1 protein-coding gene is annotated in these 19,311 nt (G+C 47.4%); it reads right to left on the bottom strand.

Going from position 1 to position 19,311, the window contains the following annotated elements:
* Nucleotides 1-65: 65 nt before the first annotated feature.
* Nucleotides 66-19,298, bottom strand: coding sequence for a non-ribosomal peptide synthase/polyketide synthase (locus MKZ13_RS13255; RefSeq protein WP_339184552.1), 19,233 nt, complete (start codon nucleotides 19,296-19,298; stop codon nucleotides 66-68).
* Nucleotides 19,299-19,311: the final 13 nt, after the last annotated feature.

Genomic DNA, 19,311 nt, shown 5'->3' with positions numbered 1-19,311 from the left:
ATTTCAACCTTCTTTCTAAAAAAAAGGTTGGCGTTTCTGACTCACGAAACGCCAACCTTGAAATATTATTTAGTGCTTGTCAGCAAGAGTTCGTTGATGAGCGTTGCATTCTGTTTCACAATCTCCGGATAATTTTTGTCAATCATCTCCATATGTTTGCCGTAACCTTTCACTTGTCTGAATTGTCCTGTGGTGGATTGGGCCCACAATGCAATCGAAGCATTGGCATCCAAAAGTCCTGAAGTCACATAACTGATGTTACCATCAATCGTACCAAAGGTTATGGCTTCATGAACATACAGGTAAGACTTCGTAATCAGCTCCAGCAAATAGTCATTCGCCAATTTCTCAAGGTCCTGATATTGACTCATGTTGAACTTTTGCTGAATCTCCTGCCTAATCTCTTCTTCAGTCAGACGATGCTCTTCCACTTCTGTTCGGTATTTTGAGTCCAGTATAATCAGGTCACGCACTTCATATCCTCTGCGGTTAAGCTCTTTGGCTACATCGAAGGCCAGCACTCCACCCGAGGAGTAACCCATCAGCGTGAATGGGCCCTCCTTTTGAATATCAATCATCATTTGAGCGTAACGAGCAATCCGATCTTCTGAAGTGATGAAATTAAAGCTGTAAACTCCGAACGAGTCCAGATGCTGAGCAAGTGTCATGTAGGCAATCCCCATGGAAGCAGCGGGAGGAAAACAGAAAACGATCCGATTTTCCTCACTTGTCCGGGTTAGCTGCATGCAATCTTCGGTGTAGTCCTCCAGCAGATCTTTGGCTTTCTCAACAAAGGCCGCCAGATCAGCAATGGTCGGTTTTTCAAAAATATCCTTAAACGGGATTCTAAAATTCAACAGACTGTACAATCGGGATACAAAAGACATCACATTTAACGAATTCGCACCCAGCTCAAACAGATTTGCATGTATGCTAATCGGCTTCACTGGAAGAACGTCCTCCCAAATATCTGTCATCTGTCGTTCCAGTTCCGTTTCCGGTGGTGTGTAGGATTGCAGAGCTGTCACACTGCCCTCGGGCTCAGGCAATGCCTTCAAGTCCACTTTTCCGTTCACCGTCAATGGAAGCTGATCCATCACAACAAAGAATGCAGGTATCATATATGCAGGAAGCTCGTCAAGCAATCCCTGTTTCAGTTGAACGATGTCCATCTTTTTACTCAGGTCCACAGGTACGATGTACGCACAGAGATAGCTTTGCTGAGCATCATCTTGCCGCGAGGTCACAATTGCATCCTTAACTTCCGGTTGTTGCAGCAAACGATACTCAATTTCTCCCGGCTCAATACGGTAGCCTCTAATTTTCACCTGATGATCAATTCGACCGAGGAACTCCATGTCTCCATTTGGCAACCATTGCACCAGATCACCTGTCCGGTATAGGGTAGTCCCTTCTTTGAACGGATTGGGTACAAACTTCTGCATCGTTAGTTCCGGACGTCCGAAGTATCCTCGGGATACTCCGTCACCTCCAATGTATAGTTCCCCTGGCGAACCAGCCGGAAGCAGTTGCTGATGTTTATTCAGCACATATAACTGCACATTTGCAGCAGGTTTCCCAATAGGTACTGAGATTCTCGTGTCCGTCTCGGGATTGTACGGATGGATCATGCAGCCTACAACCGTTTCCGTTGGCCCGTATTCATTAAAGATCTGAACCTTGCCTCCAAAACTCTCATATACTTCCCGAGCCAATTCCGATTTCAGGTCCTCACCGCCTACAATCAGGCACTTGATACTAGATCGAGTGTTGTCCATATCCTTAATCAGATTCAGATGTGATGGTGTCAATTTAACCACGCCTGCTTGCCGATCCCTGAATACATTCAGGATCACCGGTTCATCTCCGCTGGTTGGATATACCACTATTTTATTTCCAGTAACCAACGGTGTAAAGATCGAAGTGATCGTCAAATCAAACGCAAACGAGGAGTACAGGGCAAAATCAAGCTCCCGATTCTGCAAATAAACGTCCTTCGCCCAGAAAATATAGTTGATCAGACCGCTGTGCGGAATCATTGTGCCTTTTGGTTTCCCGGTCGATCCTGAGGTATAGATCATATACGCTACATCCTCTGGTCCAGCATGCTGCTCCAATGGTTCTGCTGAATAATGGCTATAATCCGCATCAATCGCTACGGATGTTCTGCACGACCCGGTATGGCCTTCTTCCCTTTCCAATATGATCGATGAACCGCTATCCTCCAGAATAAATGCAATCCGTTCTGCGGGATATTCCGGGTCAATGGGCACATACGCTCCGCCCGCCTTCATAATAGCCAGAATGCCAACAATCATCTCGGGTGAGCGTTCAACCATAATACCAACCATGGAACCTGGACCAACATGGATAGCCTTTAAATGTCTTGCCAACTGATTCGATTTTATTTCAAGCTGTCTGTAGGTCAGCACATCTGAGCCCAACGCTACGGCGACATGTTCAGGGGTTTTGAGGACTTGTTCACTGACCAACTGATGCATCATTTTGCCCTTTGGATAGGCTGATGCGGTATCGTTGTACTGATCCAACAGGATGATTTGCTCTTGTTTGGTCATGATTTGAATCTCATCAACCCGCAAGTTTTCATCTGTCACGATTTGATTCAACAGCGTAAGCATATGGTCTTCCATGACTTTCATCAGGGCTTCATCATATTTGCCCGAATCATAAGCAAACTTGATTACAAGCTCTTCACCAGGTATTGCAATGAGATTGAATCCATAATTCGTCTGTTCCTGACTATGGACGTCCTCAATGACAAACCCAATATCATTCGAGCCTTGTTCAACGAGACTTGAATCCACCGAGTAATTTTCAAAAACCATAATATGATCGATCAAATCTCTTTTTAGACTGCTCAAAGACGCAATTTCAGCCAGACCCAGATGGTGATGCTGACTCCCTTCAATCGATAAGGCCTGCATATCTCCAACCAGTTGTTTGAAGGTATGTCCCTCATCCCATTGAATCCGTGCAGGAATGGTGTTGATAAATAAACCAACCATGTTTTCGATCCCTCTTACCTGCGCTTCTCTCCCGGATACCACCGTTCCAAATACGACATCCGAAGTATCGTTGTACTTGGCAAGCATGATTCCCCAGACACACTGCATAACCGTATAAAATGTGACATGGTTCCGGTTGGCAAGGTCATTCATTTGCTTCGTGAGCTGTCTGGAAATGCGGAATTGATGCTCCTGTGGAGTGACCCCATCGTTCAATGAACGAGAAATTCCTGCTGGCAACTGAACCTTGTTCTCATATCCGCCCAGAACATTCTTCCAGTACGAGATGGCTTCATCCTTGTTCAACGCCTGCAACCATTCCACATATTCACTGTAAGGTACAGGCTCGTGGAGCTGAATGTTTTTCCCAGTACGTTTGCATTCATAGAGATGGACCAGCTCTGCAAGAATGATGCCTCTTGCCCAGCCATCAAGCAAGATATGATGGTTACTCCAGATTAACGAGTATTGCTCCTCATTGGTCTGCAACAATTCAAATCGAACCAGTGTATCTTTTCCAAGATCAAAGCCTTTTCTTTTGTCCTCCCTAGCAATTGACAATACACGAGCGCCTCTGTCCTGTTCTGGCAAACCTCGAAGATCCCGGTATACAAAAGCAACTTCTCGTTTTTGACAAATAATATTCCGCGGCTCTTCTGTAACTTGGTACTCAATGGACGCACGAAGCATTTCGTGACGTTGCATCAACAGGTTCAGACTCTCCTGAAGCCGGTCAATGTCAAGATTTCCTCTGATGTTCATGATCAACTGCTCAAAATAAACCCTGTCTCCGCGATTCTCAAGTGCATGGTACAGCATACCTCGCTGCATGTTGGCCAAAGGATATATTTTTTCAATTCGATCTGGGCCGAACTTTTGCGTAATCACTTTCAAATTTTGCAGTGTTACATATGGATCTCCATAATCGGATGGCGTTTTTTCGGCCTGCTGTTGCTGCACACAATGTTCAATGATCAACTGGAGCATTTTTTGGTAGGATGTCGCAAAGTTCTCTACGATGGAGTTATCAAACAACTTGTGGTTATAGGTGATGTTAATCATCAATTGACCTTCAGCCACATAGGCAATAACTTCCATTGGATTGGCACGAATGACATCATCACCAACCGAATTGCCCGCTGGCAACCAGGACGAACGAAACAGACCACTGTTGATATCCTGATCCATTTGTCCCAAATAATTAAACAACAGGAGTGGTGTCTGCTCTTTCAACTTTGGCAATTCAGTAGTCATATATTTCAATATTCCGTAACCAATTCCTTTCGCTGGAACCCTTCTTAGCTGCTCTTTTACCTCCTTGATCGTTGTACCAATCCCTTCCTCATTCCCGAGATCGATACATACTGGATATTTGCTTGTAAACCAGCCAACCGTACGACTGATATCCAATTCGTCTCCCATAAGCTCACGACCGTGACCTTCCATCGTTACCTTAACTTTGCTCGCTCCTGCACATTCCTTGATGGAGAGAGCTAGAGCAGCCAGCAGAATGTCATTAATTTCAGTATAGTAGGCCTGGTTTGTCTCTCTCAAAAGCTGAGTTGTCATCTCTCGGTCCAGCGATACGCTGCTCATTCGATTGTCTCCGTATCGATATTCGTTCAGATGAACTTCATTCCGAGGAAGAAAGCCGGCTTCTTCTTGATCCGTCTTGATCCAATACGCACGCTCCTTGGCGAGACGACCTCCCTTCGCATAGTCACTCAGGAAAGCTGCATAGAAGGGGTACGAATCTGTAACCGGATAAAAAGAAAGATCTTGTCCTTCCAGAAGCTGCTGGTATCCTATGGCCAAGTCTTCCAACAGAATTTTCCAAGATACCCCATCAATCAGTATATGATGGATTACAATGACCAGATGATCTCCCTGATCGGTCCTGAAAATGACGGCTCGCACCAGAGGTCCCTCGAAAATTTCGATGGATTCCTGTATCTTGGAGGCTGCCTGCTGCACCCTTGTGTACAGTTCCTGCTCATCAAGACCGTTCATGTCCTGTACGTCCAACTGGAAAAGACCTGCTTCATAATCGAGATGGGTCTGCACCACCTTACCTTGTTCCTCACGATAGGACATCCGCAAGACATCGTGATGCATCATTAACCCTTCCATGATCTGCCGGACTATCTCTGGATTGAATCCCTCCTCGCGGTACAACATCAAGGACTGATTAAAGTGGTTCATTCCTGTACGTTGATGCTGCAAGAAATAAGACTTCTGGATGGGTGTAAGATCAACCGGACCCGTCACACGCTGCTTCATCCGGTCTACATGGGAATCTTCTCTAACATAACGCCCCAGCAGCTTGATCTGTGGATTAGCAAATAGCTCTTTCATGGTAAGCTTTTTGCCAGCTCTGGACAGTCTGGATATAATTTGCAATGCTTTGATGGAATCACCACCGGAAGCAAAGAAGTGATGGTTGATGCCGATTGGCTTGAAGCCAAGCACCTCTTCCCAGATGGAAACGAGCAGGCTCTCTGCCTCGTTTCTCGGGGGCTCATAGACCATCTCTCCACCCATGCTTGCATCCGGTTCGGGAAGTGCACGTACATCCAATTTCCCATTGCCGGTCAGCGGCAGGGTATCCAATTGCATAAAATGCGTAGGAATCATATATTCAGGCAATTCGACACCTAGATGAACGCGAATTTCGTCCAATGGTATCGATCTGTTTGCGGTGAAATAGGCACAGAGCACGGTAGCCTGTTCCTGGTTTGCTCCAGGTACGATAACGGCCTCCCGTACACCTTCCAGAAGCAGCATTTGTTTTTTGATTTCATCCAGCTCAATCCGATAACCACGCACTTTCACCTGATTATCCTTCCGACCTGCCAGTTCCAGCTCATCATCATGTGTCCAACGGGCAAGATCTCCTGTTTTGTACATGATCTGCCCCGGCTGGAATGGATCTTCAACAAACTTCTCCCGGGTCATTTCAACCTGATTGAAATACCCGCTGGACACTGCTTCACCCGAAACACAAATTTCACCGAATACCCCCCGGGGCACCAGATGGTTATGCTTATCTAGCACGTATACCACAGTGTTATCAATCGGTCTGCCAATAACCGGATGATCTATAAAGGAACGAACATTCACAGACGATATGTTATGAAAAACTACACCAATCGTCGTTTCAGTTGGACCATAATGATTCATGATCCGGCTGTTTGGAAACTCTTGAAGGTACTTTTCCACATCCGTTGTATTTGTCTTCTCCCCACCAAGCACAACCAGCCTCAGCACAGGCTGCCATTCTGCAAATGCAGCATCATGGAGCAGCAGATTGAATAATGAAGGGGTCAGTTTGATGAAAGTGATACGCTGTTGAGTCAGCATTTGTAATACTCTAGCCGGATTGGTGTAGTCTTCCTTGCTTGGAACGTGAAGCTCACCGCCTTGCAACAAGGATGAAAATACACCTGTGTATCCAAGATCAAAAGCACTGGAAGACATCAGCATCGTTCGATCTGCCGCAGAAACTCCCGCTTCACGGATGAACCATTGTGTGTAATTAACAATATTTCGGTTGCGAACCATTACCCCTTTCGGAGTACCTGTTGAACCTGAAGTATAGATCATATAGACCTGCTGTTCAGGCGAAATCGGCAGAGATAGATCCGTGTAGTCAAAGCTTTCGATACTGCTGTCGTTAACCTGACACACATCCCCACTGAAAGATAACTCCTTGGACAACGGATGATCCGTCAACACAAGGATAGCCTGGCTATCATTCAAAATAACATTGGTCCTGTTCACAGTCTGCTCAGGATCAATCGGTAAATAGATGGCTCCCGTTTTAAGAACGGCCAGCATGCTTATAATCAAGTCCACAGATGGATTCATGCTTACTGCGATAACCGAATTCGGTGCAGCACCTCTTGATCTCAGCGAGCGAGCCAGTTGATTAGCTCTGCGATTCAACTCTTCGTAAGATAATTCGTTTTCCCCTGACACCACTGCCCGTTGCCCGGATGACTTCCTTACTTGCTCCTCAAATAGTTCGATCAGGGCTGCATCTGTTCTGTATTGCACAGGCTGACCACAGGATAGCTGCATAATGGACTTTGTCTCTTCTGATGGGATGAATTGAATATCCTGCAACCGCAACGTGGCATCATTACTGATATTATCCAACAATTCAGTCAAGTGGCCTGCCATACGCTTTATTGTTTCAGGCTTAAACAACTCCGTAGAGTACGTAAACACACATTTGATCCGGCCCTCAGCTTCCATTGCGGTTAAGGTGAGATCAAATTTGGATCGGATGTTACTTGGAGGAAGTGAACTGAATTGCACACCCTCGATTGCAAGCTCCTCACTGTCATAATTCTGGAATACCAGCATCGTATCGAACAAGGCACTTCTGCTCATATCTCTTGTCAAGGCAAGCTGTTCAACCAGTTCATCAAATGCATAATCCTGGTTTTCATAGGCTTGAAGTGTATTCTCCTTGATCTTGTTCAGATACTCCTTGAACGTAAACGTGCCTACCGGACGATTCCGAAGTGCCAGTGTATTAATGAACAAACCGATTACATTTTGCAGCTCCGGCTGTGAATTACCTGCTACCGGTGTCCCCACGATGATATCTTCTTGCCCGGTGTATCGATGTAACAGTGCTGTATAGCCAGCAAGGAGAAGCATAAATAAGGTTACGCTCTCTCGATGAGCCAATTGAGACAACCGTTGCGACACACCCTCAGATAACTCGAATGGGAACAGTTCACCTTCATAATTGCGGTGTTGTGGTCTTGCATAATCGATTGGCATATCCAGTAGCGGGACTTCTTCTTGATAGGCCCTTAGCCAGTAGTCCTTCTGTGCCTGAATCACATCCGTTGTTCTGGACAGTGCTTGCCACTCGGCATAATCCCTGTATTGCAATTGTAGTGGTTCAAGCGTTTGTCCTTCATACAGGGCGCTCAGCTCCCTGGTCAAAACGCCCATGGATACACCGTCCGCAATAATGTGATGCATATCCATAATCAGACTGTATTCCGCAGGCCCCATCTGCACAAGTTCAACCCGCAGCAACGGAGCCTGAGTCAGATTGAATGGACGTACAAATCCCGCCTGCCACGCTTCTAAAGTCTGTTCATCCAGCTTGCGAGAGGTGATCCTGAATTCCACCTGTTGATCAATTCGTTGAACAGGCTGTCCATCAACCATATGGAAGGAGGTCCTGAACGATTCATGACGCTTGATCAGATCCTGAAAAGCTCTTTCCAATTGGCGTACATCCAGATTGCCAGATATTTTCATAGCATAAGGCATATTGTAGGCCAGGCTCGAATCTTCCAGCTGATGCATAATAAAAAGTCTTTTTTGTGCGGACGAGAGCGGGTAGAACTCCTTGGTTTCCGCTTTGGTTATGGTCTCATAGCTGCTGGAACGAGCAGACTCAATCCACTGGGACAAGGCTCTGACCGTTGGCGTTGCAAATACTTGTCTCAATGGTACGGCCACACCGAATGCCTTGTGGACACGAGATACGAGAGCCGAAGCCTTCAGCGAGTGTCCTCCCACTTCAAAGAAATTGTGGTTTACGCCAATACGGTCATTATTTAGAAGCTGATGCCAGAGTGCAAGCAATTCCGCTTCCATCCTGCTACCCGGAGCTTCATAACCCCTAAGTGCAGACATGCCCGCTTCCGGGGCTGGCAGCGCTTTGCGATCCACTTTCCCGTTGGAGGTTAGTGGCAATTGATCCATCTTCACAATGTAGGCGGGCATCATATAATCCGGCAATTGCAGAGACAGCTGTTGTCTGATCTGTTGCGTAACCGCACCATCTGCTACCTCGTTCAGGGTGATATATGCACATATAAATTGTGTATGCTCTTCATCCGCCCTGGCTACAACGAATGCATCCTTTACGATATAAAGCTGAAGCAATTGATGTTCGATTTCACCCAATTCAATTCGATATCCCCGAATTTTGACCTGATGATCCATCCGGCCCAAGTACTCCATGTTGCCATCTGCACGCCATCTGGCCAAGTCGCCTGAACGATACATTTTCTCACCAGGATAGAACGGATCTTCGACAAATCGTTCTTCCGTAAGACTGGATCGATTGAGGTATCCTCTGGCTAGCCCTTCTCCTGCAACATATAGCTCACCTGCACATCCTACAGGCTGCAATTGACGATACTGGTTCAGTACATATGCCCTGAGTGTAGGGATGGGCTGACCTATATTACTTCTGCCCATTTCTATATCAGACAACGTAATCTCCTTGTAGGTAACATGAACCGTAGTCTCTGTAATGCCGTACATATTAATTAACTTTGTAGACGGATAACGCTTGTACCATTTTGCCAATAAAGACGGACTTAACGCTTCTCCACCAAAAATGACTTTTCGCAAACTCAATTCCTTCCTCGGACGTTTTGCCTCCTCATGCATCAATCGGTAGAAGTAAGATGGCGTCTGATTCAGAATAGTTACCTTTTCACGGATTAACCATTGCAGGAATTCTCCAGGCTGTTGGGCGACCAGATGTGGAACAATAAGTAATGTCCCCCCGTACAACAGCGCTCCATACATCTCCCACACCGAGAAATCAAAACAGAAGGAATGGAACATCGTCCATACATCGTTCTCGCTGAAATCAAAACAATTACGGTCATTGATCAACAAACGCACGACATTTTTATGTTCAATCAATGTTCCCTTCGGATTCCCGGTTGTACCTGAGGTATAAATGACATAGGCGAGGTCATGGGATTGAACGGATGTCTCCAGATTTCCTGCATTCAGGTGATACGAGTTCTCTTCCTCCAATACAACGCATAAACCCCGGTGAAGTCCGCGATCCATTCCTTTTTCAGAGACCATCAGCAGGTGGATGCCCGAATCCTCCAGCATATAGCTAATACGGTCATCGGGATAGGTGGGATCAACAGGTATATATGCAGCTCCCGCTTTTAACACTGCCATGATACCAACGATCATATCGACTGACCGATCCGCCATAATTCCAATAAATTGCTCTGTTCCTCCTGTAAGAGATAACAACGTACGGGCCAGTTGATTGGAACGCTTATTCAGCTCCATGTACGTCATGTGACGATGCTCATCCCGGACAGCAATTCGATCAGGCGTACGTCTAACTTGCTGCTGGAACAGCTCATGAATGGTCATATTTCGCGGGTAATCCGCATCAGAGTTATTGAAAGAATTCAGAAGCACCTCACGCTCTGCACCACCTACAAGTTGAATGTCAGCAAGCTGCTGATGATCAGCTGAAGTAACTTGTTCTGCCACACTCCTAAAATGTTGATCCATATGCTCGATAATGGATGAATCATATTTATTACCATCATACGTAATCACAAGGGTCAGGCTGTCACCAGGTGTTGCCGAAATCAGGAATCCGTAGTTGCTCTGTTCCTCCGCATGCAGTCCGGTGATTTCAAAACCAACCCCCGTGCTGGATTGATGAACAGCTCCATGATCCAGGGCATAGTTCTCAAATACAAAGACGTGATCCATTAATTCCTTGTTGAGATCACTCAATGCCTGAACCTCAGCCAGATTCAAATAATTGAATCGCTGACTTTCAACGGCTTGTTTCTGAACGGCCTGAAGTACATCGCCAAAATGCTTTTGATGCGGATAACCAATCCGAACAGGAATCGTATTGATGAACAACCCTATCATCTCTTCTATGCCTTCAACTGGCGCTTCTCTGCCAGAGACTACGGTTCCAAATATGACGTCCTCCGTATCATTGTATCTGGCCAGCACCAGACCCCAGATACATTGAATGACGGTATTCAACGTCACACCATAACGAACACCTATTTCATTTAATTGATGGGTTACCTCCTGACCCAAAGATATCATCTGTTCTTTTCGCAAATATGGAACATCATGCTCTGTAAGAAGTAACCCTGGAACACTCGACTGCGTATCATAATTTTCTAGATAACGTCTCCAATATGCTTGGGCCTCATCCTTGTCCTGACGAATGAGCCATTCAATGTAATGATGATATCGTTTCGGGTCCTTCAGGTTGTGCGCCTTATTCTCAAGTTTGGCCTTATAGATCTGGAACAGCTCCGATAATATAATTCCCAGACACCATCCATCCAGCAAAATATGATGATGGCTCCATACAAGGGTGTAGGATTGATCTGTGGTGCGAAAAAGAGCTGCACGCATAAGTGGCTGTGTATCCAAACGGAAACTGCGAGCCTTATCCTGCTGAGTAAAAGTTTCCAACTGAGCTGCTGAATGATGTGCTTCCAAAGCTGTCCAGTCTTGAAATTCAAATTCAATGGTGAGGTTTTGCATAATGACCTGTCTCGGTTCTTCCAAATCATGATGCATAAATGAAGCTCTCAATGCCTCATGTCTGTTCATGAGCTCATTGAAACTGGATTGCAAGTAATCCGGGTTCACTTCCCCGCGAATCTCCATGACCGTTTGCTGAAAATACGCAGCTGATGTCTCATCTTCCATTGCGTGAAAGAGCATGCCTTGCTGCATATTGGTTAACGGATAAATCCGTTCAATGATCACGCCCGGACAGGCAGATCTGATAAGATCCAGCTCCTCCAGTGCCAGACTTGGATCACCATAGTCGGAAGGCGTATATGTCGTTTCACGCTGACATAAGCAATGGTCTACAATTTCCGTTAATTGCTCCAAAAACGTCTCTGCAAATCGACTTACAAGCGGCATGTCCACCGCAGTTTGGTTTGCTGTTACGTTGAGATGTAACTTCCCACCAGATACGAAGGTGTTCAGTTCAATCGGGTTATTTCGGGCGATATGGCTACCAATCGTTTGTCCCGTGGAGAAACGGGACTCCCGGAACATGGCTTCCCCAATCATGCCTCCGTCCATTTCACCGAGATAGTTAAACGAAATGGATGCTGGACGCTCCGTCTGCAGCTCTGGCATCCGGGCCACATATTTCAGCGCTCCATAGCTAAAGCCTTTATGCGGTACCTTCCTTAATCCCTCTTTCACCCGTTTGATGGTGGTCGAAAGTTCGTCCTCCGCTTCTCCCTCCAACAGAACCGGGTACAGCGTCGTAAACCAGCCCACGGTGCGACTGACATCGATCCCCTCCAGCACATTTTCCCGGCCATGGCCTTCCAGGTTCACTTTCAGCTTCAGCTCGCCTGTCAGCTTCCGCACCGCAAGGTACAGCGCACTGAGCAGCAGATCATTGATCTCCGTCTGGTAAGCCCGGTTGCTCCCACGCAGCAACTGCTGGGTGACTTCCGCACTCAGAGTGCTTTGCAGGGTTTGGCTGTCCGCAAATCGATCCGGCCCTGCCGCTTCCTCCCGTTCTCCCAGGTTCAGTCCAGCTCCCTCCGCGGCAAGCCTGCTCCAGTAGGCTCGCTCCTTCGTAGCCTGTGGGCTGTTCGCGTACTCCTGCACGGCTTCTGCGAAGCGTTGGTAAGAGTCCGTCTTCTCGTCCGCATCCAGCGCTTCTCCCCGCTCCGCCTGCTGATACAGCACTTCCATATCCTCCAACAGGATTCGCCAGGATACCCCGTCCACGACCAGGTGATGAATCGCCAGCAGCAGATGGTCACCGTCCTCGGCTTCAAACCACCCGACCTGCACCAGCTTGCCCTCTTCCAGGTTACATGCCTGCTGCACCCGGGTAGCCGCCTCATAGACCTGACGCTCCGGTTCATCCCAGCCCCGGATATCAAACCGATGCAGGGTATACATCCGCTCTCCCGTGTGCGCTGGACAGTTGATTTGGCGGATGCTGCCATCCGCTTGCACCTCATACCTCATCCGCAGCGCATCATGATGCTCCAGCAATCGGTCCAGCACCTGTTCCAGCACGCCTAGCTTGAATCCGGCCGCCCGGTGCAGCATAAAGGACTGGGTGAAGTGGTTTCGTTCCGCTGTATTGTTCGCAAAAAACCACTGCTGAATCGGGGTCAGCTGCACTTCCCCTTCCACAGGCTCCTGGCTCCGACGCTCACGCTGATCCCATTTCACATATGGGGAGAGATCCCGAATCTTCGGATAGGCAAACAAATCCCGAACCTCCATCCGCAGCCCCGCCCGAGCCAGACGTGATCCGATCTGGAGTGCCTTGATGGAGTCCCCCCCGGAGACAAAGAACTGGTGATTGATGCCCAGCTCCTCCATATTCAGTACATCACGCCAAACGTCCACCAGTATGCGCTCCACCTCGCTGCGCGGTGCTTCCGTCTCCGGCCCGGCAGGCAGATGGTGGTCCGGCTCTGGCAACGCCTTGCGGTCCAGCTTGCCATGGGACGTCAGCGGCAGCTGCTCCAGCTGCACCACATAGGCCGGGATCATATAATCCGGCAGTTCCGCTTCCAGCCAGTCCCGAACAGTAGCAGCTGTCCACACTGTTTCACCTTCGGCTACAACATAGGCGCACAGCGCCCCATTTCCCTGCGGGTCCTGATGAGCCAGAACTGCTGTTTCCCGGATGGCCGGATGTTTCAGCAGTTGTTGCTCGATCTCGCCAAGCTCAATCCGGTATCCACGGATTTTCACCTGTTGATCGGTACGCCCCATAAATTGCAGGTTGCCACCAGGCAGCCAGCGTACCAGATCACCTGTCCGGTACATTTTGCCGCCGGGCTCATGCGGGTTGTCTACAAATTTCTCGGCTGTCAGTTCTGGATTATTTAAATAACCCCGTGCCAGACTTTGACCGGTAATGTACATCTCCCCAGTCACACCTGTCGGACAGAATTGAAGATGATCATTCAGAATAAAAATTCTTGTATTCGTGAAAGGTTTCCCTATAGGAATGACACCGTCTATGGAATCAACTTCATGCAGAGTGGTAACCACCGTATTTTCCGTTGGCCCGTATGCATTGATCAGCCTGTAATTCGGAAGGGCATGAAGTTTAAGCTGCTCTCCCCCCGAAACTAGCAAACGCAAAGAGGAATTTGGCAGTTCAACAAATGATTCACATACTTTGGAAGAGAACGTTGCAGCCGTTATTCCATACTCCGATAAGTATTCATTTAGCCTCGATATATCCAATCTCAGCTCGGTCGGAATGATATGAAGTGTAGCCCCTGACATTAGTGCAGGGAAAATTTCACTAATCGAAGCGTCAAAGGTCATTTGGAGATAGTTTGCCACCCGGTCTCTCTCTGTTAACTGTAAAGCATCTATATATCCACAACAGAAGTTGGTTAAGGCGTTATGCTCAACCTGTACCCCCTTTGGCAGACCTGTGGAGCCTGATGTGTAGATGATATATGCCAAATCGTCAGGACTTGCTGTCATCGCTGCCGAATCAGCCGCAGGCGGAATCTGAAGCGATGCCGCAGCATTCCAATCCTTCAATGCTGCCTCATCCAGAATGAATGGTACACATTCGGAATCAGCAGCCCGGAGCCGCTCCATCCAATCGCTCTGAGTCACAACCAGTCCTGCTCCGCTATCCTGAAGCATGTACCGGATTCGCTCAACCGGAGTTGACGGGTCCAGTGGTAAATATGCCCCTCCCGATTTCATAATTCCGAGAATGCCCGCAATCATTTCTACAGACCGATCCATCATAATACCAACGACCGTTTCTCTGGTTACACCACGCTGACACAGGCGATCTGCAAGTAAGTCTGCCGCTTCATTCAGCTCATGATAGGTCATGCTTCTGCCGTCATGCACAACTGCAACCTGATCAGGTGTCCGTACAGCATATTGCGCAATCCAATCATATACCCGCTGGTGCAGCGGATAAGTGCGGGCGTTATCATTATAGACATGCTGTAGTATCTGCTTCTCTTCCTCAGATACAACTTCAAACTCACCCAGCTTGCCGTGGGGATGGCTTAATATCCCTTTTAATAATTGAATAAAGTGATGGCTCATGTTTTCAACCGTTTGAAGGGAGAACAGGTCACTACAATATTCCAGTTCAAACTCAATGCGGCCATTCTGTTCGACCGCAGCAAGGGTCAGATCAAATTTGGCAATAGGCAGCTCCGTCTCATAAGGCTCAACGTGTAAATCACCCCATTGTTGTCCGGATGTACGCTCAAGCTCCAGATTTTGCAGCACAAACATCGTATCCACCAATGCGTTTCTGCTTCTGTCTCTTGAGACATGAAGCTTGTTGATGAGCTCATCAAGCGGATAATCCTGATTTTCATAAGCCTGTAATGCATTTTCCTTCACTTCTCCAAGGAACTCACTAAAGGACCGTTCTGCTACAGGATAATTCCGCATGGCAAGTGTATTAACAAACATACCGATCACCTGCTGGAGATCTGCGTGTTTGCGCCCCGCAATCGGAGATCCCACAACAATGTCATCTTGTCCTGAATATCTGGAAAGTAAAGTAGTATACGCCGCCAGCAGTACCATATATAATGTCGCTTCATGATCTCTGGCCAATTGATGCAGTTCGCGTGTAAGCTGTTCGTCACATGAAAATTGCACCCGATTTCCTTTAAAAGAATATACTTGCGGCCTTGGCCAGTCTGTCGGCAATTGAAGGACCGGAATTTCTCCCTCGAATCGATTAAGCCAGTAGGTTTCCTGTGTCTTGAGTCCTTCACTGTTAAACCAATCCTTTTGCCACTCCGAATAATCCTTGTACTGTAACTTCAGCTCAGCCAGAGATTTCCCCTCATACAATTCATGGAACTCCTGAACAAGTACCCCCGTTGACACACCATCTGCGATAATGTGATGCATGTCCATCACGACTACATATTCCTGTTCACTGATTTTCACAAGTTCGATCCGCATTAATGGGGCCTTGTCCAGCTCAAATGGACGAATTCGATCCGAAAGCGTTTCTTCCAATGATCGGCTTCCTGTTTCAATATGTTCAACAGCAAACGGAACATGTGAATGAATCCGTTGGACGGGTTCGCCATCCACAATGACAAAGGACGTCCTGAATGACTCATGTCTCTGTACCAATTGCCGGAATGCCTCTTCAAATCGCGCCACGTCCAGTTTTCCAGATACTCTCATCACTGCAGGCATATTGTATGAAGTTCCGGTATCCGAAATCTGATGCAGCATATGAAGTCTGCGTTGAGCAGACGAAAGTGCATAATAGGGCTTTGATTCGGCCGGTTGGATGGAAAGATAGTCCTCTTTGGCAGCAGATTCAATGTAATTGGCAATACCTCGGATGGTTGGAGCAAGGAAAAGCTGTCGGATCGGCACCATCACCTGAATCTCTTTGTGAATTCGTGATGCCAGTGCTGTCGCTTTGAGTGAATGACCGCCGGACTCAAAGAAGTGATCATGAACCCCCGCAATCTGCACTCCCAAAATTTCTTTCCATATGGTGCAAATGCGATTCTCCAGCACCGTACTTGGTGCTTCATATTGGTCATGCTTCAAATGTTCTATGCATTCTGCCGGTTCAGGCAGCGCCCTGCGATCAACCTTCCCATTTCCTGTTAAGGGAAGCTCATTGAGCAGGATAAAGTAGGAAGGAACCATGTAGTCCGGCAGGCGCTCCGATACATACGTACGAATTCCAGTGATTGTCAGCGCTGGATCAGCCTTTAGATATGCAATCAATATGTCCTGATCGGCTGCATCTTTTCTCGTCACTACGACCCCTTCACGAATCCCTTCATGCTCCAGCAGAACATGCTCAATCTCTCCCAGCTCAATGCGGTAACCGCGCAATTTAACCTGGTGGTCCAAGCGTTCGAGAAACTCAATATCTCCGTTTGGGAGCCGGCGTACCCGATCACCTGTTCGATACATCCGCGTTCCCTCAAGTAAGGGATGTGGAACGAATCGGGAATCGGTTAGTTCCTTGTTATTCAAATACCCCAAGCTCAAACCATCTCCGGAGATACATAACTCTCCTGGAATACCAGCTGGAACGGGATTCTGGTACCGGTCCATAACCCAGACCGAAGTATTGGCAATTGGTTTTCCGATGGGAAGATTGGTAACCGCTGCTTCGATGGACCTGATGGGATAAGCTGTAGCAAAAACCGTGCTTTCTGTGGGTCCGTATACGTGAATCAGGCGATCCGCTCCGAGAATATCCAGTCCTTTCCTGGCCTGGACCACGGATGCCCGCTCGCCCCCAAACAATATTTTGCGGAAGTCACGGAGACATTCCGGCTCACGATCAACAAGCAGATTAAACAGTGCGGTCGTCATGAAAGAAACCGTGACTTTCTCACGAACGATAACTTCGGCGAGCGCTTGGGTGTCCAGAACCGTATCCTGCTTGAGCAGAACCAGACTGGCTCCGTTCAATAGTGCGCCAAAAATATCAAAGACAGATCCGTCAAACGCATAATTCGAAAGCTGCAAAATCCGGTCTTCCGGGCAAATATCGATGTAATCCGTCTCACATACAACCCGAATTACGTTTGCATGAGAGATCATCACTCCTTTGGGCAATCCGGTAGAGCCAGACGTGTAGATCATGTAGGCCAGATCATCCATGCGGCTCTCCTTGTCAGGTTTCACTTCCATTACCTGTGTGGCAGCCGCCATCTCCATGACCGCAGGCATATGATCCATGTAGTCCACATACAGCGGTAATATTGGAAAATTCAGCGGTGCCTGGCTGATCCATTCGGGCTGTGTCAAGAGCACCGTAGCCCTGCTGTCCTGAAGCATATGACTTATTCTTTCTTCCGGCCAACCCGGGTCCATGGGAAGATAAGCCGCCCCTGCTTTCAGAATCCCGAGTATGCTTGCAATCATCTCTATCGAGCGGTCTGCCAGCAGTCCTACCACTGCCTGCTTGGATAGCCCAAATTCGTATAACCGGGATGCCATTTGATCCGCTTTTTCCTGCAATTCACGGTAGGTGATATGCACGTCATCCATAATAAGGGCGGTGGCATGAGGTGTCTTCTGGACTTGTTCATCAAAAAGCTGAGGAATGGTTTTCCATTTGGGATAATCCGTCACAGCCCCATTTGAAACCATTTCAAGCATCGGAAATTCAGCGTCTCCAACCAGCGTAATGTCCTGGATCTGGATACTCTCATCTGATGTAATTTGATGGACAATCGCTTTCATATGCTTCTCAATCTGATCCATCAGAGCCGACTCATAGACATGCTCATCATAAATGAGCAGCAGCGTCAATTTCTCCCCAAGTCCAGCAGCCATCGTAAACGGATAGTTGGTTCGTTCTTCTCCAGTGATCTCGTTGATTTCAAAACCCAGATTGGATCTCTCCGCCATCTTCCTCGTATCCAGAGCATAATTCTCAAACACAACGACATGATCAAGCAGATCATGTTTGAGTTCAGTGCGGGCCTGCACCTCGGCCAGACTTAAATATTGATACGCCTGACTGTTCAATGCGTCCGACTGAATCTTTTTCATAAGCTCCACAAATGGCTGCTCTCCACAAAAGGTAACACGTGTAGGAATGGTATTGATAAACAAACCAACCATATTTTCAATGCCATCAACGGCTGCATCCCTCCCGGATACAACGGTCCCAAAGACAGCATCTTCGTTATCATTATATTTGGCGAGCAGAAACCCCCATATCGCTTGAATGACGGTGTGGAGTGTCACGGCATGTTTCTGCGCCATCTCTTTCATTTTTGTGGTGAGAGCTTGAGAAAACTCTATTTTCTTCTCTCTTCTGGAGAACGAAATCTCACTTGTTGATCGGTTTATCGAAGGCAAGCCGGTCTTCTCACTGTATCCTGACAGATAATGCTCCCAGTACCCAAGGCCCGATTCCTGTTCCTGCTGCTGGAGCCACTTCATGTAATTGCTATAAGGACGGGTATCTGCCATTTTAGACGGTAGGCCATTGGATCTATCAGCATATATATCCAGCAATTCATTGAAGAGAATGCCCATGCTCCAGCCATCCAGTATCATATGGTGAAACGTCCAGATCATCTGGAAATGCTGTTCACCATTACAAACAAGAGCGATTCGAAGCAGGTTATCCTTGGACAAATTAAACCCTTTTGCACGATCTTTCTCCATAAAATCTTGCATTAAGGCAGCGACTTCATCGTCTGACCTGCCCCTCAGATCATGAAAGGTAAACCCGATCGTCCGCCTCGCAAGAACAACATGAACGGGTTCCTCCAATTTGGTATGAACCGAGGCTCTCAATATTTCATGTCGTTCAAGCAGCTGATTGAAGCTTTGCTCCAGAATTTCGGGATCAATCTCCCCGCGTATATCCAGTACCGTTTGTTCAAAATAGGCATCTTCAGACGGATTTTCGAGCGCATGAAACAGCATTCCTTTTTGCATCGGGGATAATGGGTATATTTTCTCGACTTTTGCCTTCATGGACCGATATCAT

The organism is Paenibacillus sp. FSL R5-0701 (assembly GCF_037973995.1).
In the GTDB taxonomy this organism is placed as follows: Bacteria; Bacillota; Bacilli; order Paenibacillales; family Paenibacillaceae; genus Paenibacillus.
This window is presented reverse-complemented; position numbering and strand designations above follow the sequence as displayed.